At 43.2% G+C, this 20,959-nt stretch carries 20 protein-coding genes and 1 pseudogene; 20 read left to right on the plus strand and 1 reads right to left on the minus strand.

The window, feature by feature from the left end:
* Positions 1 to 61 precede the first annotated feature (61 nt).
* From UQ64_RS01310 to UQ64_RS01350, 9 genes and pseudogenes are all read left to right on the plus strand, one after another.
* Positions 62 to 571 carry a MarR family winged helix-turn-helix transcriptional regulator gene (locus UQ64_RS01310; RefSeq protein WP_060621748.1) on the plus strand — a complete coding sequence of 170 codons (510 nt, stop codon included), beginning with the start codon at positions 62 to 64 and terminating at the stop codon, positions 569 to 571.
* 370 nt (positions 572 to 941) lie between these two features.
* Positions 942 to 1,871, plus strand: coding sequence for a phosphotransferase (locus UQ64_RS01315; RefSeq protein WP_060621825.1), 930 nt, complete (start codon positions 942 to 944; stop codon positions 1,869 to 1,871).
* Positions 1,872 to 2,321: 450 nt separating this feature from the next.
* Positions 2,322 to 3,983: an extracellular solute-binding protein gene (locus tag UQ64_RS01320; RefSeq protein WP_060621749.1), complete on the plus strand. Its 1,662-nt coding sequence runs from the start codon at positions 2,322 to 2,324 to the stop codon at positions 3,981 to 3,983.
* A gap of 89 nt (positions 3,984 to 4,072) precedes the next feature.
* Positions 4,073 to 4,978: an ABC transporter permease gene (locus UQ64_RS01325; RefSeq protein ID WP_060621750.1), complete on the plus strand. Its 906-nt coding sequence runs from the start codon at positions 4,073 to 4,075 to the stop codon at positions 4,976 to 4,978.
* 33 nt (positions 4,979 to 5,011) lie between these two features.
* Entirely contained in the window at positions 5,012 to 5,896 is an 885-nt protein-coding gene (locus tag UQ64_RS01330) for a carbohydrate ABC transporter permease (RefSeq protein ID WP_060621751.1), read from the plus strand.
* A 45-nt stretch (positions 5,897 to 5,941) separates the two neighbouring features.
* Positions 5,942 to 7,675 carry a sensor histidine kinase gene (locus UQ64_RS01335; protein WP_060621752.1) on the plus strand — a complete coding sequence of 578 codons (1,734 nt, stop codon included), beginning with the start codon at positions 5,942 to 5,944 and terminating at the stop codon, positions 7,673 to 7,675.
* Positions 7,676 to 7,688: 13 nt separating this feature from the next.
* Complete coding sequence (locus tag UQ64_RS01340; protein ID WP_060621753.1) at positions 7,689 to 9,371, plus strand: response regulator; 1,683 nt, start codon at positions 7,689 to 7,691, stop codon at positions 9,369 to 9,371.
* Positions 9,372 to 9,463: 92 nt separating this feature from the next.
* Entirely contained in the window at positions 9,464 to 10,738 is a 1,275-nt protein-coding gene (locus UQ64_RS01345) for a Gfo/Idh/MocA family protein (protein ID WP_060621754.1), read from the plus strand.
* Between the two features lie 98 nt (positions 10,739 to 10,836).
* Positions 10,837 to 11,317, plus strand: a pseudogene (locus UQ64_RS01350) (hypothetical protein).
* Positions 11,318 to 11,476: 159 nt separating this feature from the next.
* Here the strand turns inward: UQ64_RS01350 and UQ64_RS01355 are convergent.
* Positions 11,477 to 11,662, minus strand: coding sequence for a hypothetical protein (locus UQ64_RS01355; RefSeq protein ID WP_042130754.1), 186 nt, complete (start codon positions 11,660 to 11,662; stop codon positions 11,477 to 11,479).
* A 696-nt stretch (positions 11,663 to 12,358) separates the two neighbouring features.
* Between UQ64_RS01355 and UQ64_RS31905 the strand changes: the two genes are divergently transcribed.
* From UQ64_RS31905 to UQ64_RS01400, 11 genes are all read left to right on the plus strand, one after another.
* Positions 12,359 to 12,583, plus strand: a complete 225-nt coding sequence (locus UQ64_RS31905; protein ID WP_245237824.1) for a hypothetical protein — start codon at positions 12,359 to 12,361, stop codon at positions 12,581 to 12,583.
* 344 nt (positions 12,584 to 12,927) lie between these two features.
* Complete coding sequence (locus UQ64_RS31910; protein WP_245237825.1) at positions 12,928 to 13,017, plus strand: hypothetical protein; 90 nt, start codon at positions 12,928 to 12,930, stop codon at positions 13,015 to 13,017.
* Between the two features lie 14 nt (positions 13,018 to 13,031).
* Positions 13,032 to 13,199 carry a sugar ABC transporter permease gene (locus tag UQ64_RS31915; RefSeq protein WP_245237826.1) on the plus strand — a complete coding sequence of 56 codons (168 nt, stop codon included), beginning with the start codon at positions 13,032 to 13,034 and terminating at the stop codon, positions 13,197 to 13,199.
* A gap of 24 nt (positions 13,200 to 13,223) precedes the next feature.
* Entirely contained in the window at positions 13,224 to 13,913 is a 690-nt protein-coding gene (locus tag UQ64_RS01365) for an N-acetylmannosamine-6-phosphate 2-epimerase (RefSeq protein WP_060621756.1), read from the plus strand.
* A gap of 23 nt (positions 13,914 to 13,936) precedes the next feature.
* A complete protein-coding gene (locus UQ64_RS01370; protein WP_060621757.1) occupies positions 13,937 to 14,809 on the plus strand; it encodes an ROK family protein in 873 nt (290 codons plus the stop codon).
* Between the two features lie 23 nt (positions 14,810 to 14,832).
* On the plus strand, positions 14,833 to 15,687 hold the full coding sequence (locus UQ64_RS01375) for a MurR/RpiR family transcriptional regulator (RefSeq protein WP_060621758.1): 855 nt from the start codon (positions 14,833 to 14,835) through the stop codon (positions 15,685 to 15,687).
* Positions 15,688 to 15,902: 215 nt separating this feature from the next.
* Positions 15,903 to 16,376, plus strand: coding sequence for a NanQ anomerase/TabA/YiaL family protein (locus UQ64_RS01380; protein WP_060621759.1), 474 nt, complete (start codon positions 15,903 to 15,905; stop codon positions 16,374 to 16,376).
* Between the two features lie 630 nt (positions 16,377 to 17,006).
* Entirely contained in the window at positions 17,007 to 18,119 is a 1,113-nt protein-coding gene (locus tag UQ64_RS01385; protein ID WP_060621760.1) for an amidohydrolase/deacetylase family metallohydrolase, read from the plus strand.
* A complete protein-coding gene (locus UQ64_RS01390) occupies positions 18,085 to 19,188 on the plus strand; it encodes a DgaE family pyridoxal phosphate-dependent ammonia lyase (protein WP_156417416.1) in 1,104 nt (367 codons plus the stop codon). The genes UQ64_RS01385 and UQ64_RS01390 overlap by 35 nt, the downstream gene beginning before the upstream one ends.
* 1 nt (position 19,189) lies before the next feature.
* On the plus strand, positions 19,190 to 19,945 hold the full coding sequence (gene dagF / locus UQ64_RS01395; RefSeq protein WP_060621762.1) for a 2-dehydro-3-deoxy-phosphogluconate aldolase: 756 nt from the start codon (positions 19,190 to 19,192) through the stop codon (positions 19,943 to 19,945).
* Positions 19,938 to 20,954 carry a sugar kinase gene (locus tag UQ64_RS01400; RefSeq protein WP_060621763.1) on the plus strand — a complete coding sequence of 339 codons (1,017 nt, stop codon included), beginning with the start codon at positions 19,938 to 19,940 and terminating at the stop codon, positions 20,952 to 20,954. Before dagF ends, UQ64_RS01400 begins: the two co-directional genes overlap by 8 nt.
* Positions 20,955 to 20,959 lie beyond the last annotated feature (5 nt).

Here is a 20,959-nt window from a genome sequence, read left to right on the forward strand (position 1 = left end):
TTAAAATTATAATTTTTGATATAATTTTATGAGCTAAATTGACGGGAAAAGAGGGATTTCTTTGGCAGTTGAATGGATGGGGAAATATAGAACATTCGTGGAGAAAATTGTTAAATATGGAAATTCATACGCAGAATCCTATAAAAAAGAGTACCTCTATAATACTGTTTTTTTATTTTCGGCTGCACAAATTCAAGTGCTGGAATATCTATTGGAGAATGAAGATAAAAATCAAAACATGCTGGAAATTGCAAAACGGCTGGGAATATCTAAGAGCGCATTTTCAAAACATGTAAAAAAAATGGTGGAAAAAGGGCTGCTCGAAAAGTACCATACATCTGATAATAAGAAAAACATTATCATTAAGGTTTCCACAATAGGCAAAGAAGTGTATAGCCAATATGTACAATACGCTTATGAAAAATGCTTCAAAAAAATATTTTCCCTGCTGGATGAAATCCCAATGCAATATATTGAGAAAATGGAAGCTATTTTAGATATCTCAGCTAGTGCTACAACTGATAAAACAAAGCAAAAGAAAGAGGTTAATCTCATTCTTATCGAGGAATAAGAGATGTTATTATTAACATTTAATCAATGTTACACCAAGGCGCCAGATGAATTAACGCCAATTGAGCTACATTTCAATATAAAACAATACAGTGAAAAAAGCGATTGAGAAATCAAAGAGTTAATAGTTAATGTTTTCGGTGATCTGCTAGAATTTTCATCAAAAAAAAGCCTTTTGGAATAAAATCCAAAGGCTTTTTGTATGCTTATTTTTTTCAAGACCTTATTCAACATCATAATTGATCACAAAGAAAAAGTCTATACTTTGGGCTGGATTTTATTTACTATTGTGAAGCCGGCAAAACTTAATATATGGAGTGTTGTTAATGGACGTTACTTATCATCTCGATCAGGCTGACCTACAGGATTATATTGGACGGGTTTTTGGCACCAGTTATTTAGTTGCTTGTGTTTCGCGAATGCATGGTGGCGCACAAAAGGTGGTCTACAAGATTGAGTGCAGTAATGGATTTTCCTGCGTTTTGTATGTGTGGGATCTTTCTATGAATTTTTTTGAAGAAGAAAAAGCGAATGAAGATATAAATGAACAGTCCTATGGAAGTGATTTATTTGAATTAAACAACAAGTATTTAATACAACATGGAATTCAGACCCCTGCACTTTATGATCTAAACAAGGAAAGAGACCGTTACCCATTTGATTATGCGCTCGTTGAATATATAGATGGGCGTAAGGCAGAAACCTTTTTCGATCATTCTGATTTACGTGTCCAAGATAAAGTGTTTCAGCGTTTGGGGGACATGCTTACTACTATGCATACCAACGAAAGAAATATCTTTGGGAAAGCCAATGCTAACGAGATCAGTACAGATCAGTGTCATTCATTACAAATGGAAAATGCGAAAGTACAGCTAGCTTATGCCTCTCAGCATATGGAGAAGATCGGGTCTAATCAAAGTAAACTGCTCGATAAGTTGTATGAGCTTGAATCAAGAATTAAGCCTAGAAAGCAGTACGGATTTATTCACGGGGAAATGGGTCCTGACCATGTATTGGTTAATGATAAGCTGGAACCCTTTCTGATTGATATCGAAGGGGCTATGTTTTTTGATATTGAGCATGAGCACAGCTTTTTGGAAATGAGATTTGGGGATTTCTATCGGTATCTTAAGAACGACAAGCTTGATCCTGATAGGCTGTTATTTTATCAATTTCATCACCATATATCATTAACTTCAGGGGGTTTAAAGCTACAGCATAGAGGATTTCCCGATCAAGAATTTGCAAAAGGTCTTGCTGAATATCAATCTGAACGTGCGCTTAGATTTATCGAAAAATGAAGAAGTAACCCATTAGCGTTCTTCACCCTTTAGGGTGGGGAAAGTTCGGTTTATTGTGAGGGCTCTTTCGAACCAGACGGTTTTTACCCATATGGAGCAAGTCGATCAACCGATCATCGCGGCCAAGATCAGGGAGCGTTATGGCGCCTTTGAATTGAAAATGAAGCAAGAAGCGACGCGTCATCTCTTGTCAAATATCGTGGGGAGCTGAATATTCGAGTTATTACACGGTAACGTTTCAACGAAGCGAAGGGGGAGTCAACCTAACCTAGGGGAGACTCCCTCTCTCTTGTGCGTTCTAGGGACAAGCCTGACGGTAGTCAAGAGGTGTATACGAAAGTAAAGACTAGTATATAGATGGGGGTCATTCCCTTTCCTATACTAGAACTAGGAAGAGAAGCTGCATGAAGTAGATGCACGACCTATTTTGAGACAATGTGGAGGGGTAATATGAAGAAAAAAAGTAGAATACTTCTGATCGTCGCATTGATCCTAAGTTTAACTATCACGGCATGCGGCAAAACCACAAATGAAGGGGAGAAGCAGCCTGAGAAGCAGCCTGAGACACCTGTGGAACAAAAAAATGAAGTGATTGAAGTTTCAACAGTTTCGGCAAGCGATCAGTATCTCAAATTCGATGAGGGCGAAAGCTTTGAGAAGAACTCGGTCTATGATGCGTATGAGAAAGATATCGGCGTGAAGCTCACGAATAAATGGGTGTCCGCCGATGACGTTCAATTCAAGGAAAAAGTGAAGATGTCCATCGCCTCCAATGATCTTCCGGACTTCATGAAGGTTAATGCTACACAGCTGAAAGAGCTGACCGAAGCGGATATGATTATGGATATCACGGACGTATATGACAAGAATGCGACGGATGAGACGAAGAAATTCTTGTCGATGGATGGCGGAATGCAACTGAAGACCGCCACTTTCGACGGTAAACTCATGGGGATACCAAGTTCTTATAATCCCTACCAGTATCAGTTCCTCTATGTACGCACGGACTGGCTGAAGAAATTGAACCTGCCGGAACCGAAGACGATGGCGGATCTCTTGACGATCGCCGAAGCGTTCAAAACAAAAGATCCAGGCGGCACTGGGAAACCGCATGGAATTGCAATTAGCAAAGATCCATTTAACCAGTCCACAGCTGTTACAGGACTAATAGCATTCTTGAATAGTTACCATGCTTATGAAAATCTTTGGATGGAAGACGGAAATGGCAATTTGGTCAACAGTGACATTCAGCCTCAAGTGAAAGACGCACTTAAGGCGCTGCAGGAAATGTTCAAGAAAGGATTAATTGATCCTGAGTTCGTAGTTAAAGATGTGGAGAAAGCAGCAGAGCTCCTCTATAACAACAACGCAGGTATCGTATACGGCCAGTCTTGGGTACCGGCTCAGCTCGCTAAAGGCGCAGTAAAGGATGGTAAAGTCGTACAAGAGTGGGGTGTATTCCCGATTCCATCGGTGGATAGCGAACCTGCACGATCGCAGATAGGTTTGGGTGTTGACGAATATTATGTTATCTCCAAGCAAGCGAAGCATCCGGAAGGCGTTATTAAATTGCTGAACCATTGGATTGTCGTGGATAATCATCCGACGCCAGAACAGAAAGTGTATGAGTATGGTAAAGACCTGAAGGAGAAAGGCAACAACTACTGGCTTCTAAGCCCGCTTCGTGTTGGTAAACAAAAGGATAATAACGGTGAAATATTGCCAAGAGCGATCGAGAACAAAGACGAGAGCATTTTGGAGACGAAAGATCATAAAACTCGATACGAGCGTGCCATGAAGTATGTTGACGGTACTGATATCAACATGTGGTGGGAATATCTGATTTCAGGTCCAAAAGGCGCATATTCACTTGTTCCTGAAATTCAGAACAATAAACAGTACCTACAAAACAAATTCTACGGCGCACCGACTCCAACCATGGCAGATCGACAAGAAATCCTGAAGAAGAAGCGGGATGAAGTATACTTCAAGATTATGATGAATCAAGTATCCGTAGATGAATTCGATAAATTCGTGGAAGAGTGGAAAAAGCTTGGCGGCGACGAAATGACCAAAGAAGTCAATGAGTGGTACGCGACTCACAAACAATGATAGCTGGAGAATCGAGGGGTTGAACACAAACGACCTCTCTTTTCTTTAACCTAGTTCTTAATTTTTAGTCCTATAGCGAGGTGGATGGCATGAATGTATTAACGCGTATGTGGAAGAGGGAGTGGCCGCTTCACTTGATGTTATTTCCTGGGATCGTATTGGTCCTCATCTTCAGTTATATCCCGATGGCCGGCATTATGATGGCCTTTCAGAAATACGTACCGAATAAAGGGTTGTTCGGCTCACCATTTATTGGTCTTAAAAACTTTCAGTTACTGATGGATTACCCCGATATCGGCCGGATATTCTTCAATACAGTATACATTGCGGTGATGAAAATTGTAGCAGGCATGATCGTTCCGGTCACCATAGCGATACTGCTGAATGAGCTGCGGAAAGAATGGGTCAAACGGACCTTCCAGACGCTCGTGTACTTGCCGCATTTTCTATCATGGGTCTTGTTAAGCGGTATTCTAATCGATGTATTGTCTCCATCTTCCGGTATTCTCAATCAAGTGCTTGGCTTGTTTGGTATCGACCCTGTTTTTTTCTTGGGAGACAATAAATGGTTCCCTTATGTCATGGTCATATCGGATGTATGGAAAGAGTTCGGATTTGGTACGATTGTCTATCTGGCTGCGCTTACCGGTATTAATCCGTCACTGTACGAGGCAGCGGAGATCGACGGCGCAGGACGCTTTAAGCAGACGTTACATGTGACGCTGCCGGGGATGCTTCCTATTATCGTTCTCATGTTTACGCTTAGTATCGGGAATGTACTGAATGCCGGATTTGATCAAATCTTCAACCTATACAGTCCTCCGGTCTATGAGAGCGCGGATATTATCGATACCTTCGTATATCGTATGGGGATTGAGCAGGCACAGTTCGGTTTCGCTACGGCCGTAGGACTGTTGAAATCAGTCATCTCTTTCATATTCGTATCTATGTCCTATATCTTAGCCTATCGTGTAGCGAATTACCGCATTTTCTAATGCAATCGCGGTAATTCAGAAGGGAGACACATCGTGCGTACTAACAGATCATTCGGAAGAAAATTGTTTTTGATATGTAATTTCATTTTTCTGGCATCTGTATCTTTGTTATGCCTCATGCCTATTATTCATATTTTGGCGCTCTCGTTCAGCTCCGGGCAGGCAGCATCCGCCGGAAAAGTCATCCTGTGGCCAGTGGAATTCACAACGGCTGCTTATGCTAACGTATTTGGAAAACCTGAATATTTACGCGCATTCTGGGTATCGATTCAGCGGGTCCTTATTGGAGCGACAATCAGCATGTTCCTGACGATTATCACGGCCTATCCATTATCCAAAGATTCTCGCCAATTTCGGCTGCGGACCTTCTATTCATGGTTCTTCGTATTCACGATTTTATTCAGTGGCGGGCTTATTCCAAACTATTTAACCGTGAAGAACCTTGGGATGCTCGATACAATCTGGGCTTTGGTGCTGCCAGGAGCGGTCACGGTGTTCAATGTTATTCTGCTGCTGAATTTCTATCGCAGTCTGCCCAAAGAACTTGAGGAATCTTCGCTGCTCGATGGGGCGGGTCAATTTACTACCTTATGGAAAATATATGTGCCGCTATCGTTGCCGGCATTGGCAACGACAGGTCTTTTCACCATGGTGGGGCATTGGAATAGCTGGTTTGACGGTATGATTTATATGAATCATCCCGAGAATTATCCGCTGCAGACCTTCCTACAGACGATCATTATCAAAATGGATTTCCGCTTTATTAAACCTGAGAGGGCAGAATTACTGATCAAATTGTCCGATCGTACGAGCAGAGCAGCTCAAATTTTCGTAGCAGCATTTCCGATTCTAATCGTGTATCCGTTCTTGCAGCGGTTCTTCATTAAAGGAATTGTGATGGGGAGTGTCAAAGAATAAAATAGGGCACTCAAACTAAGACATTACATTGCAGGAGAACAAACGATGAAAATCCGATTCTTGATTAAAGATTCCTCTATATTCCAGAAAATAATGGCTGCCTTTTTGGCAGCCTTGTTTCCGCTCATGGCGATTACCTGGTTGATTAATGAGAAGGGTTCGGACAATATTCGGAGTGAAATTTCCGAGTCTATTCTAAATACGACTCGCTTCTATCTGGATTCACTCGACAAGGAAGCAGACCGGATCAGCCGTTATTTGCCGAACTATGTGATGGACAAAGACTTGATGGAAATTGCAACTACAGGAAATTACATGAGTTATTACGATCGTGCGCAAAAAATATTAGATATCCAAAGACGGCTTGAATTGATGAAGAACTCAAGTCCATTTATTCAAGAAGCAAGGGCGTATATCCCTCTTATCGACCGAACGATTCTTAGCAATAAATTTGAAACTTCGATGAATAAGCAAGAATATGCTTCTATGCAGCAAAATAAGAGATTATACGAAGAACCTTTCATTTACTGGAACGATCGATTATTTATTTCCATGCAGTACCCCATTAATACCGTTAAAAATCCGATTTATATCGTAGCGGTTGAATTATCGACTACCAAAATCAGAGAAACGTTATCTCAAATCGGCAGCTCGCGTGGTGGACAGAGCGTATTGCTCAATCTGGAACGTGGTTGGGAGATCGAGAGTGACATGGATCCGGAACTGCTGGAACAAATGAAATCCTTCGCTGCGGATAAGCGGGAATTGCAAAAAGACGAAGGATACGAAACGATTATGTATAATAGTAAGCGGTTTCTTACGGTATATAAATACTCCAGTCTCTGGAATTCCTATTCGATTATGTGCATTCCCGAAGAGACAATCTTGGGTTCTCTTGAGATCTATCGAACATTGTTCTGGTGGGCTTGCGTGCTAGCTGTGGGTATTGTCGTTTTCTTCTCCTACTTTCTATTACGATTTATCTATCGGCCATTAATGAAACTTGTGCATTCCTTTCGGCGCGTTCAGCAGAATAGGCTGGAACCGATCGTGATCGATCGTGGAGCCGATGAGTTCGGGTATTTGTACCAAGCTTTTAATAATACGATCCGATCCTTGAAAACACTAATCGAGGAAAATTACGAGCAGCAAATCAGGAACCAGCGTTCCGAACTGAAACGATTGCAATCGCAAATTAATCCTCATTTTTTATATAATTGTTTTTTTGTATTGTGCCGGTTAATTAAATCCGAGAATCAGAAGGAAAAGGCTTATCAATTCTGCCTGTACATCGGACAATATTTTCAGTTCATTACTCGTAATGACGAGGATGATATTCCGCTGGGGCTGGAGGTCAATCATTCTCGCACTTATGTAGACATGCAAACCATATGTTACGGAGACCGTATTCAAGTCAAGTTCGAAGGTGATGTTCCCGATCTCTTCGTGCCGAGGCTGATTCTGCAGCCGATCATCGAAAATGCTTATAAGCATGCCTTGGGCAATATGATTCAGCAGGGTGAGCTATGGGTTCATTGTGAGCGGGTGGGCGATGTATTCTCCATCTATGTCGAAGATAATGGCCGAAGCATCCCTGATGCGGAGATCGAACAGCTTCAGAAGCGACTGCGTCAATCCACCACTCGGATGGAGGAAACAACCGGAATCATAAATGTGCATCGCAGAATACAGCTGCGGTACGGTGAGGAATATGGCATTACAGTGTCACGTTCTGCTCTTGGTGGACTTCAAGTAAGAATCAATCTGAGCGCGAACTAAAGGAGGAATCAGCATGTACCGACTGCTAATCGTCGATGACCTTCCCATTATTGTCGATGGTCTTCTGGAGCTATTCAATGAGACCGATCATTTGCAACTCGAGGTTATGAAGGCATATTCAGGTGAAGAAGCACTGGAGGTACTGTCTCATCATCGTATCGATATCGTGATTTCCGACATTAAGATGCCTGGACTGGAAGGAATTGAGCTGCTTCGGGAAATCAAATCCCAGTGGCCGGCCTGCAAAGTTATTTTCTTAACAGGATACAATGATTTTCATTATGCAAGGAGCGCAATTACGTACGGTGGGTTCGATTATATTCTGAAGGTCGAAAGTGATGAGAAAATTATTCAGTCCGTAGAACGGGCGATTGAGAAAATTGAAGAAGAAAATAACCAAGAACAGATGATCGCTAGAGCGCAATCCAAAATGAGACTGGCATTGCCCTCCCTGCAAAAAGAGTATGTGTGGGAGCTCTTTCAAGGCAAGCATGTATCGGATAGCCAATTAAAGCAGGCGTTTAAAGAAATCGATATCCCGCTTGATGCGACATTGCCGGTTTACTTGCTCATAGGCAGGGTAGACGCATGGAAAGAAATGTTCACGACGCCGGATAAAGCGTTATTGACTTACGCCGTACAGAACATTTGCGATGAGTATTTGTCCACGCAGGTCAGATGCTATTCCGTTGTATTCGAGTTATCCAAAATCGTCTGGATGATTCAACCGAAAATCCCGGATGGATCGTCTATGGAATACGGGGATCAGGATTGGATCAGAGCTCATCGGTATACGAGCGGTATTTTGGAGACTGTACAGGGAAATTGCAAGAGATTGCTGAGTTTATCGGTTTCTTTCCTTCTTGGAAGTGAAGCAACGACATGGGATAACATATCTGATCGGTTTCACTCGATCAAATACGGCCTGGTACAAGGACATGGATTATTTAATGAGGTCATATTGACCGATAAAGACATTCAAAGAGAAGTGAAGGGTGATCTGAGTGGGAACTACCACGATGCCTTCTATCACGCCCGTGTTCAATTGCTGATGTCTTGTCTCGAGAATAATCATCGGGAGCAATTCAACAAGCTTTATGCCGAACTAACGTCCATTTGGAATGATGAGGAGTCGCCGAATGAGCGGAAGATCGAACTGTATCATTCGCTTTCAGCTATTTTTCTGTTCTATATCCATAAGAATCGGGAAATTCGGGATTACATCAATACGCTGATGGATCTGGATAAGTTATATCGCTATGGAGATTCCGCATCATGGTCGGAGCTGATTCAATACTTCTCGCAAATGGCGGATTGCTTCTTCGAATGGAATGCGCTGCGGGGTACGCAATTGCCGACAGAGGTCGTGAATAAGGTACATCGATATATTGAAGAACATATTTCTACTGATATTTCCTTAAATGCGCTGGCCGATTACGTGAGCTTGAATCCATCGTATTTGTCCCGACTTTATAAGCAAATTACTGGAATGGGGTTATCTAAATATGTGAACGACTATCGTAACCTGATCGCCAAAGATATGCTGCTCAACACATCGATGAAAGTGAATGAAATTGCTGCTGCCCTGGGGTACAACTCAGCGCTTGCATTTATTCGCTTCTTCAAGAAGCAGAACGAAACGACGCCGCAAGATTTCCGTATGGCAAGAACCCATTTACAGAATCAAGGTCAATAAATGTATATGAAATGTCAGTAACGATCTCTTTTGCCTCCGTTCCTACCGCCTTACAATGGAAGTACACTAGGTGCGCAAGAGGAGGAGTAGTCTTGAGAACATTAACAGCTGTATTACTTGGCGCTGGCAGTCGAGGAAGATATATTTATGGGCCCTACGCGGAGAAGTTCCCGAATGAATTAAAGATTGTTGCCGTAGCTGAGCCGGATGATGAACGTAGAAATCGATTTGCAGAGATTCATAGAATTGCCCCAGAGCATGTCTACGATTCTTGGGAGAAAGTATTCGATCAGGGTCAAATTGCGGACGTGATGATAATTGCTACGCTCGATCGGATGCATTATATACCAGCGATGAAAGCGATGGAGCTAGGCTATCATGTCATGCTAGAGAAGCCGATGTCGCCTTCCATGGAAGAATGCATCGAATTGGAGCAAGCTTCGCTTCGGTATAAGCGATTGCTCGTCGTAACCCATGTCCTGCGATATTCTCCGTTCTGGTCTGGGATCAAAAAATGCATCGAAGACGGTGAACTCGGAACGATAGGTACGATTCAATTAACCGAAAATGTGGGCTATCTGCATATGACACACAGTTATGTCCGCGGGAATTGGCGCAATTCGGAGGAGACGAGTCCCATGATCCTGGCCAAATCATGCCATGATCTGGATCTCATCTCATGGCTTATGAATCAACCGTGTACAAGCGTGAGCTCGTACGGATCATTACTGCATTTCAGGGCGGAGAATGCTCCGGAAGGCTCCGCGGATCGCTGTATCAACGGCTGTGAGGTTGAGAAGGAATGCGCCTTCTCGGCAATGAAAATATATATTCAGCCCCTGGAACACCCTTGGGCACGCTATATGACAAATGATTTGTCGCAAGAGGGGATCTTGAAGGCGCTGAAGGAAGGACCGTGGGGTCGCTGCGTGTATCGCTGCGATAATAATGTCGTGGATCACCAGGTGGTCAACATGGAGTTCGAGAACGGAGCGAATGCATCGTTCATCATGTCAGGGCTGACACAGAGCGGCACGCGTCGGGTTCAAATTATGGGAACACAAGGCGAGATCATCGGGGATATGGACAAAGGATCCTTCACGCTGTACCGCTATGTATCGGGCGAGAAGGTTGAGATTGGCTGCAATGTGGAAGGCGATGGTCATGGAGGCGGCGATGACCGTATGGTAAGCTCATTCCTGCGGAATGTGCGTCAATTCGACAGCGATCCATCGCAAGGCCTGACCTCGGCGACGGCATCCCTGCAGAGTCATTTGATCGCATTCGCGTCGGAACATTCGAGATTAAACGCAGGTCAGGCTGTCAAGCTTTCGGATTTGCAGAAGAAAGGAGAAATGTCTGTATAAGATAAAATGATACTAGGAAGCCTCTTTCGAAGTGATGGGATGCCGTCATGGAGAGGGAGGTTTTTTGGTATGTATTTGATTCAAGAAATCGAGTCAATATGGAAAATGTTTTTGGCACCAATTATTTAGTTGCTTGTGTTTCACGAATGCATGGTGGCGCACAAAAGGTGGTCTACAAGATTGAGTGCAGTAATGGATTTTCCTGCGTTTTGTATGTGTGGGATCTTTCCATGAATTATATTGAAGAAGAAAAAGCGAATGAAGATATTACAAATGGAAAATGCGAAAGTACAGCTAGCTTATGCCTCTCAACATATGGAGAAGATCGGGTCTAATCAAAGTAAACTGCTCGATAAGCTGTATGAATTAGAATCAAGAATTCAGCCTAGAAAGCAGTATGGATTTATTCACGGGGAAATGGGTCCTGACCATGTATTGGTTAATGATAAGCTGGAACCCTTTTTGATTGATATCAAGGGGCTATTAAAGCTAATACATAGAGGATTTCCCGATCAACCATTTGCAAAAGGTCTAGCTGAATATCAATCTGAACGCGCACTTAGGTTTATCGAAAAATGAAGAAATAATCCATTAGCCTCCTTCACCCTTAGGGAAAAATTTTTTTGTTACACAACCTCAAGGCATAATAAAAGACCGCTCTACTGGAATGACTTCCGGATCTGCGGCCTTAGAACAAGATTCTATTATAGGGTCAATCTGTATCTAAAGGTGGTAAGATTAATGGAATTTAACAGTCTTGATACGAGCTTCTTCTTCATAGGTGAGTGGTTTTGGGGATCTTGGAGTGTGCAAGTGGCGTTGCACGGAATATTCCATTTTTTGATAATCCTCATTACCTGAATTCATCGTTGGATTCCAATTTTCCGTTACCCAATTTTTAAGTTCTTTAAGTCCTGCTAGCATTTCCTCCAGCCTCCTTTGGCGAAGAAACAATATATTTTATATTGTTTTGTTTACGCTTTCATTATAACATGAAAATTAGTCTTTTAAAGCTGTGTCCACGTGAAAAACACAGTTTTTAAGTGAACATTGTGTGTTAATTAGGGTTTGTGCTTCCTATGGAGAAAAGTGTCTCCTTGTAGGAGACACTTATATTAGATTTAAAAGGATAATCTATTGCCCTTGAGAGCCGCAAAGGATTTCTAGTAATTACCAAGCCTGCAGATGACTTTAAGGTCGTAGATAGTGTTACTCTGATTATAACTAGAGCTGCATATATCGTACGATATTCTATTTTTAAATGGAAAATAAGGTCTTATTTTATGGACGTTCACTTAAATGAAACTATTTTTCTAGTAATGATTGTTATTCTGGTGGAAATAAATTTTATTTTTTAAAAAATAGAGAAAATAATTTACAGAATTAAATTTAAGTGATATCTTGAATATGTAGAAAAGAAACCGTTCACATCGTCTTGGGACGATCAATCTTCTAGGAAATCCAAAGACAGTTTTGCCAGTGGTTATCTTTGTGACTTTCGTAAGTACAATCAACTCGGCGTAGCTTCTGCGGTAGGCGTTATTATGTTCGTGATTACATTGTTATTATCTGTGCCTCAGTTGCGAAGCATGATTAAGGTGAAGTGAGGGGGAATACAACATGTCGAAAATTAGAAACAAGAAGAAGAGAGAGAAGTTTGATGTGATATCGAATGTGATCATTGTCCTCTTCGCGCTCCTTAATCTTTTACCATTGTATTGGTTATTCACAAGTTCTCTCAAGAACAGTTCAGATGTTGTGAAGATGCCTCTAGACTGGTGGCCTAAGTCAATTACATTCTCCAACTATGTGGATGTATTTCAGAACCAACCGGCTTTGAGATAGACGTTTAATAGTATTTATCTGTCAGGCGTATCTACGATTATCGTTATTATTGTAGGCGCTATGGCTGCCTATGCATTCTCAAAGATCAATTTTAAAGGTAAAGATATCATCTTCATTATCTTCATATCGAGCTTGATGATCCCTAAAGAAATTATGATCGTACCTTATTCCGGATCACACAGCAATTTGGAATGGTGAATTCCTATAACGGTATGATTTGGCCGAACGTCGCGGGTGCATTTGGAGTGTTCCTGCTAAAAGGATTCTTCGATTTAACGCCTAACGCTTTTTGAGAAGCTGGGAGAATAGATGGTGCAAATGAATGGAGAATCTTCACTCGCAGCATGGTGCCTATTATTAAACCTGGTATTGGAGCCTTATTTATTCTGAATTTCGTGCAAGTCTGGAATGATTATTGTGGCAGCTGGTTATAGGCCAAGAGAACAAAATGAAAACATTAATGGTTGGTACTGCGACCTTAATGCAGGATTCGAATCCTAATTTCGCATATAAAATGGCCGGAGCCACCATCGCTGCAATTCCGATGTTGCTAGTGTTCGTGTTATTCCAACGTTTCTTCACCAATGGAATTACAGCAGGAGCAGTTAAAGAATAAATAAAAATGTGGAGTGGGTTACTGATGAATACTGAAAATAATGTACTTAAAAAGATAAAACAAAAACTGGTCGTCTCCAGTCAAGCCTTACCCGAAGAACCGCTGCATAGTCCGTTTATTATGGGAAGAATGGCTTATGCAGCATACTTGGGCGGTGCCTCCGGCATTCGGGCCAATAGTATAGCGGATATTCAAGAAATCAAGAAAACAGTGGATCTACCTATCATTGGGATCATCAAAAGGGTATATGAAGGTTCTGAAGTGTTTATTACACCAACCCTGAAGGAAGTAGATGAGCTTTACCGCGAAGGGGTAGATATCATTGCTATGGATGCGACGGACCGGATTAGACCAGATGGATCTACCATCTCAGAACTATTTCCTAACATAAGAGAGACGTACAAGGATCAATTGTTTATGGCAGATTGCTCTACATTTGAGGAGGCTGCAAAGGCTGTTGAACTGGGATTTGATCTTGTGGGAACCACTTTAAGCGGATATACAGAGTATACAAAAGACCGCTCACTTCCAGACTTTGAGCTAGTCAAACAAATCGTAAGCAACTTCTCAGTGCCTGTGATTGCTGAAGGTGGCGTTTCCACGCCTGAAGAACTGAAGACCATGTTCGATCTGGGTGTTTATTCAGCAGTAGTCGGCTCAGCGATTACAAGACCGATGGAGATTACCAAAAGGTTTGTAGAAGCTATTCAGTAGATCGCCGGAGAGGGTAGATAAGGATGAGAATTCTCGCTGTAGATATTGGCGGTACCAATACCAAGATGTGTATATGCGATAAACAGGGAAAAGTGGATGATTTCAAGGAATATGCAACAGAAAGCCACTTGGGAGGGCCGCATGTAATCTCAAGATTGCTTGATAAGATTGCAGAAAATGATGATTTTGATGCCATTGCTATAAGTACGGCCGGTCAAGTCAATGCTGAAGAAGGAATTATAGTCTATGCTAACGAAAATATTCCTAGATATACTGGGATGAAGATTAAGGAAATTGTAACTAATCATTTTCATAAACCTATTATGGTAGAGAACGATGTGAATTCAGCAGCATTAGGCGAGGCTCATTATGGTGCTGCCCAGAGCTTTAACAATTTCTTATGCTTGACGTTTGGCACGGGCATCGGTGGTGCCATTATATTGAACCGCCAAATCTATAAAGGAGCAGATGGGGTGGCGGCCGAATTTGGTCATATCCTGACACATCCATTGTCAGATGCGGTGGAGGGACTGCCTTTTTATGAAAAGTATGCTTCAACCACTGCTTTAGTGAAGATGGCTCAGCAGGCAGATCCCGAATGTATAGACGGAAAAGTCCTATTTGATAAAATACACAAAGGGGACGAAGCTCTGAAACAGATCTTGGATTCATGGGTAAATGAGGTTTCTGTGGGTTTAGCTTCTATTATTCATATTTTCAATCCATCCGCTATAATTATTGGGGGCGGTGTTATGGAGCAAGAAGATTTAGTTCAAAGGGTAGAGGAACGAGCGAAGTCTTTAATTATGGAGAGTTTTGCGGGTGTAAGAATTGTTAAGGCCTCACTTGGGAATAAGGCAGGCTTGCTTGGCGCTTCCTCTTTATTCGCACATTAAATCATTGTAAAGGAGGGGCTTATTTGCGAACAATCAGTATTTTTTCTTCTATTCATTCCAAGTACAATAATTTGACGAATACGGAGAAGAAGGTAGCGGACTACGTCCTGGAGAACACGAGAAGTGTTGTCTATATGTCGATTACTGATCTTGCAGATGCGTGCGATGTAGGTGAATCAAGTATCTTTCGATTTTGCAAATCTTTAAGTTATAAAGGGTATCAAGAGTTCAAGATTGCACTCGCTCATAGTATCACTGTGGAGAATGAGATCCCGCAGCTTACGGATCAAATTCTAATGGACGACACTACTGAAGCTGTGGCTTCCAAAGTGCTGACCACAAATGTAAGTGCACTGAACGAGACCTATAATTTAATTGATATACAGAAGATCAATGAAGCTATTGATTATATGATAAACGCGGAACGAATATCATTTTTCGGCGTGGGCTCTTCTCTAATCACGGCGATGGAAGCCAAAATTAAATTTATGCGCATTACAAATAAAACAGAATGTTTGATGGATTCACATCTTCAGATGATGTCAGCAGCGCTAATGTCTGAGCGAGATGTAGCTGTAATCATTTCTTATTCCGGCTCAACGAAGGATAGTATTGAGGTCGCAAGAAAGGCGAAGGAACGAGGCGCTAAGGTGGTGTCCATTACGAGATTTGAAAAGTCACCTTTAACATCGTATTCGGATCTTACCTTACTATGTGGTGCTAATGAGGGTCCTCTGCAGGGCGGTTCATTATCTGCCAAGATCTCACAACTCTATCTGCTGGATATTTTATATGTGGAATATTTCAAAAAGACTAGCGAGCAGTCCATTATCAATAAAGAAACAACAGCTGCGGCAGTTAGTGAGAAGCTCCTATAAGTGCGAGTTCAAAAAGTACGGTTTTCAGCACCGAGAAGATTGGATGAAGGTAGAAACTGAGGAGCGGAGCGTAGTGGAAGCTACGTGAGCACCGGAAGTTTCGCCTGAATTCAATATTCGATGTCGAGTAAGCTTCTTGGGCTACTTCGTGATCAAAAGCGGACTTTTTGAACAACCTCTGTAAGATAATTGAGATGTGAGGAGAATGAGACAATATGATCTTAGGTTCATTGTCATCTTGGGAAGAGCATAGCAGATACGAGAATTCAGTCATTGTAGAGGCTATTGAGGAATTGAAAGTCATCTTACAACACGAACCTGATCTCGGGCGAATCGAGATCCGCGGTAACGAGATATACGTTTCGATTATGGCTCTTGAGGCGAAGTCGCTGGAGGAACAGGTTGCTGAAAAGCATGAGGCTTATATTGATGTGCATTATCTGATCGAAGGTGAAGAAACAATTGGTTGGTCCCCTCTGCAAGAAGGGATCGAGGCTACTAAGCCTTACGATGCTGAAGCAGATTATGCGCTTTATCCTCCGTCATCCGATGAAATATTGTTAACTTTGAAGCCGGGGATGTTCGCTGTCTTTTTCCCGCATGATGTACACAGACCTGGAATGGGTCAACCGGACATGAAGATTAAGAAGGCTGTTATTAAGATCCACGTAGGATTATTAAATTCATAGAATCTGAGCAGATGACTTCTGAAATCATAAGGAAGTCATCTTTTTTTATTGCATAGGGAATTATCATGGATTCATGGAAATGAATAGAAACAACCGATGAATGAAGCGACATACTGTGGCACACAGGATACGGGCTATATCAGATATGCGTTTTCAAGGGATATACGAAAGGAGTTTCTCTACTTCAGGTTCAATCCGCTAGAATATATGGAATTACTTCCTGTAATTCTATATTATAAGGTCATTTCGATAGAATATAGGGAATTGTTCCCTATAATTCAGCTGAACTGGCTGTATTTAATTGAAATTGGCCAATATACAGGGAGAAATTCCGTATAACTAGGTCATATAACAGCTGCGACCTAATTTATAGGGAGATTTTCCCTATAACACGTTCTACCTAAGCAAACTCCTACCCACACTGAAGTTCTTACTCGCCAAACCACCGAAAATCCTGCGGAAAGTACAACAATGTGTGCTCCGTAAGTTCCAAATTCAAACTATCAGAAGCCTATTCATCTGACGTGGTGATTTTGTTTTTGCGTATAAACATTATAACGTTATATTTACTTCACGTGCTATTCGTGGTATTTTAAACATTATAATGTTATTTGGAAAAAGGTGAGAACAATGGATGAAAGATACGTGCTCCGTCAGGTGAAACGAGTAAGCGGAGAAGAGATCGACATTGTAATCGAGAATGGCAAGATCGCTGAGATCACCCCGGCAGGCGAGGTCCGTGGGGGACAGGATTGGGAAGGTTCAGGCGCATACGTATCCAGTGGTTGGATTGATATGCATGTGCATGCTTTTCGCGAATTTGATCCGTATGGGGACGAGATTGATGAGATCGGTATCTGGCAAGGGGTGACCACTCTAGTCGATGCTGGTAGCTGCGGGGCGGATCGGATAGGTGATCTGGTTCTGGACGCGTCTCAGGCTAAGACGAATGTGCTGGCTTTCTTAAATATCTCGCGGATCGGACTCCTAAGAATTGATGAATTGTCCAACTTGGAATGGATTGATAAGGATAAGATCCTGCAAGCTGTCCGAACTTACGGGGAGATGATCGTGGGATTAAAGGCTAGGATCAGCAAAAGCGTTGTGGGTGCCAGCGGGATTGAACCACTGCATATTGCACGAAGCCTTTCAATGGAGACGCGGCTGCCGTTAATGGTACATATCGGTTCAGCACCGCCAGATATCAGAGAGGTTATGCCCCTTTTGCAGCGTAAGGATATCGTGACTCATTATCTCAACGGAAAAGAGAATAATTTGTTTGCTGCGGATGGTCAGCCGCTTCAGGTACTGACTGAGGCTATTGAACGGGGAGTTCATCTGGATGTAGGGCATGGAACAGCAAGCTTCTCATTTAAGGTAGCTGAGGCTGCTAAACGTAACGGCATTGGACTGAATACGATTAGCACGGATATTTATCGAGTGAACCGAATGAAGGGACCTGTCTTCAGCATGTCTAATGTACTTTCTAAGTTTCTAAGTTTGGGCTATGCTCTGGATGAGATTGTGGCAGCGGTTACTTCCAATGCGGCGAAATGGCTGGGTAGGCCGGAGCTAGGCCGAATTCAGGTGGGTGATCCTGCAAACCTGACCCTGTTCACCTTGCAGCATGAACCTACTGTGCTTGTTGATTCTGAAGGGGAAGAAAGAGTGACGGATAAAGTAATTCATGCAAAAGGAGTGGTTATGGGTGGGGAATTCTTTAAATGCGAAATACGGGCTTAAACGCGTAATTAATGCAAGCGGCAGAATGAGCATCCTGGGGGTGTCGGCTCCGTCTGACACTGTGATGGAAGCGATGAAGCAAGGCGGACAGAGTTATGTGGAAATAGCGGATCTGGTTGATAAAGCCGGTGACTTTACGGCACGTATTCTCGGTGCTGAAGCAGCAATTATCGTCAATTCAGCCTCCAGCGGTATTGCGTTGTCCGTTGCGGCGCTAGTGACCCAAGGTAACCGCCGTCGTAGTGAACGATTGCACCAAGAAGCCATTCCACGCAATGAAATCATTATTCTGAAGGGGCACAATGTACAGTACGGAGCTCCAGTGGAAACGATGGTCTATCTAGGCGGAGGTAAACTAATTGAGGTCGGTTATGCGAATGAAGGCCGGTCCGAGCATATAGAGGATGCTATTTGTGAGCAGACGGCTGCCATTCTGTACGTGAAGTCCCACCATGCGGTGCAGAAGAATATGTTATCTGTCGAAGAAGCATGGGAGATCGCAAAACGTAGGGGCATTCCACTAATCGTAGATGCCGCAGCGGAAGAAGATCTCTGTAAATATGTGAAATACTCTGACCTGGCGATTTATAGTGGTTCTAAAGCCATTGAAGGGCCTACATCCGGTATTATCGCCGGCAAACGTAATTATGTGGAATGGGTTAAGCTCCAATTGTATGGAATAGGACGCAGTATGAAGGTTGGTAAAGAAACTTCCTTTGGTCTGCTGCAAGCTCTAGAGGAATACATGGTCAAGGAAGACAAGAGTGACACCGAGCAAGCGTCTTTGCAGGGATTGATGGTGTTGAATGATCTTCCGGGAATTCGTGTAACCATTGTGCAGGATGAGGCGGGCCGTGCCATCTATCGCGGCCGGGTCCATGTTGATCCACAGCAGGCCGGAATTACGGCGAAGGAATTGGTGGAGGGGTTGCAGCAGGGCGAGATTGCGATCTACACCCGCGATTATGGAGTGAAGCAGGGATATTTCGATATTGACCCACGGCCGCTACTTGGGGATGATCTGCTCGTGATCGTAGACAGCATTCATAAATTGATAGGGGGACAATAAGATGACAACAATATCACAACGTTTTTATAAGGGCCGCACCGCATTAAATGTACTTGCTAAAAATATCGCTAATGCTAAAGAGATTTATGCCGCGGCGGAAGGCCATGTACTGGTCGGTGTGCTCTCTAAGGATTATAAGACAGTAGAAGAAGCCGTAACCGCCATGAAGCAATACGGTCAAGAAATTGAAGACGCTGTATCGATTGGCTTAGGTGCAGGGGATAATCGCCAAGCGGTAATTGTGGCCGAGATTGCTAAGCATTATCCGGGTAGTCATATTAACCAGGCGTTCCCTGTTGTCGGAGCTACACGCGCTAATCTGGGTGGGAAGGACAGCTGGATCAACAGCATGGTCGCTCCGTCTGGCCGCGCGGGTTATGTGAATATTTCAACAGGACTCTTCAGTGCTGCGGAGCGTGAAGCGGCGATTGTACCTGTAGCCTCAGCAATTGCGCTTGTTCGGGATATGGGCGGTAATGCACTGAAGTACTTTCCAATGCAGGGATTAAGCCGTGAAGAGGAATACCGCTCTGTCGCGAAGGCCTGTGCTGAGGCAGGGTTTGCACTCGAGCCAACCGGTGGAATTGATATGGACAATTTCGAGGCTATTCTGGAGATTGCTCTTGAAGCAGGGGTGCCACAAGTGATTCCGCATGTTTACTCATCCATAATCGACCAAGAATCGGGACTGACCCAGATCCAGGATGTGCGTGATTTACTTGGAATTATGAAGAGGCTGACCGATAAATATGCCTAAACGAATCGGGGCATTCGGAGAAGTAATGATGCGTCTGCAGGTGCCGGGAGTTCAGCTGCTATCACAGGGAAACACCTTGAATTATTCATTCTCTGGCACTGGGGTTAATGTCAGCTCTGCACTGGCACGCTTCGGGCATGAAGGTGCTTTGATTTCCCGTTTGCCGAATACTTCTTTGGGAGAGGCCGCAGCGGCGTATTTGCGAAAGCTGGGGATTTCTTCTAGCTTCGTTATACGAGGAGGAGAATATCTAGGCTTGTATTTCTTGGAGAATGGATTTGGTGCACGTCCAAGCAAGGTGACTTATAGTAATCGTCTGGAGAGTAGCTTCAATACGGCTCCTGAGGAAACTTATAATTATGAAGTGATTGCGCGAAGTCTGGATGTGATCCATTTCTGCGGCATTACGCTGGCTATGAACGATAGTGTACGTCATCATATGAAATCCTTGGCTAGAGCTGTCAAGCAGCAGGGTGGGACTGTGATCTTTGATTGCAACTATCGTCCGTCCTTGTGGGGAACGGAAGGCTATACACTAGCGAAGCCACATTACGAGGAGATGCTGGAGCTTGCTGATATCGTAATGATGAATGAGAAGGATGCGATCTTTATCTTGGGGATGAGCTCTGTACAAGCTGAACGTGAAGAGCAGCTGCTCGAACTTATTCCGGCAGTTGCGAAGCAGTTCGATATCTCGGTGATCGCAGGCACCCATCGCAGTATTCATGGCGACAATTCACATTCACTGCGCGGGTTTCTTTATAAGAATCAGAGCTTCTTCTTTTCGGATACGCTGAGATTTCTCGTCTATGATAGAATAGGGGCTGGAGATGCCTATACGAGCGGAATTGTGCATGGCGAGCTAACAGGATTTACACCTGAGCAGACAGTACGGTTTGCCGCTGCCGCTAGTATGCTAGCCCATACTGTCGAGGGCGACACTCCCATGGCTTCAGAAGCGGATATACTTCGAGCTATGACTCTATCCGTAGGCGATGTAGAAAGGTAGTGAAC

The organism is Paenibacillus etheri, from assembly GCF_001012825.1.
GTDB classification, from domain to species: Bacteria; Bacillota; Bacilli; order Paenibacillales; family Paenibacillaceae; genus Paenibacillus_AQ; species Paenibacillus_AQ etheri.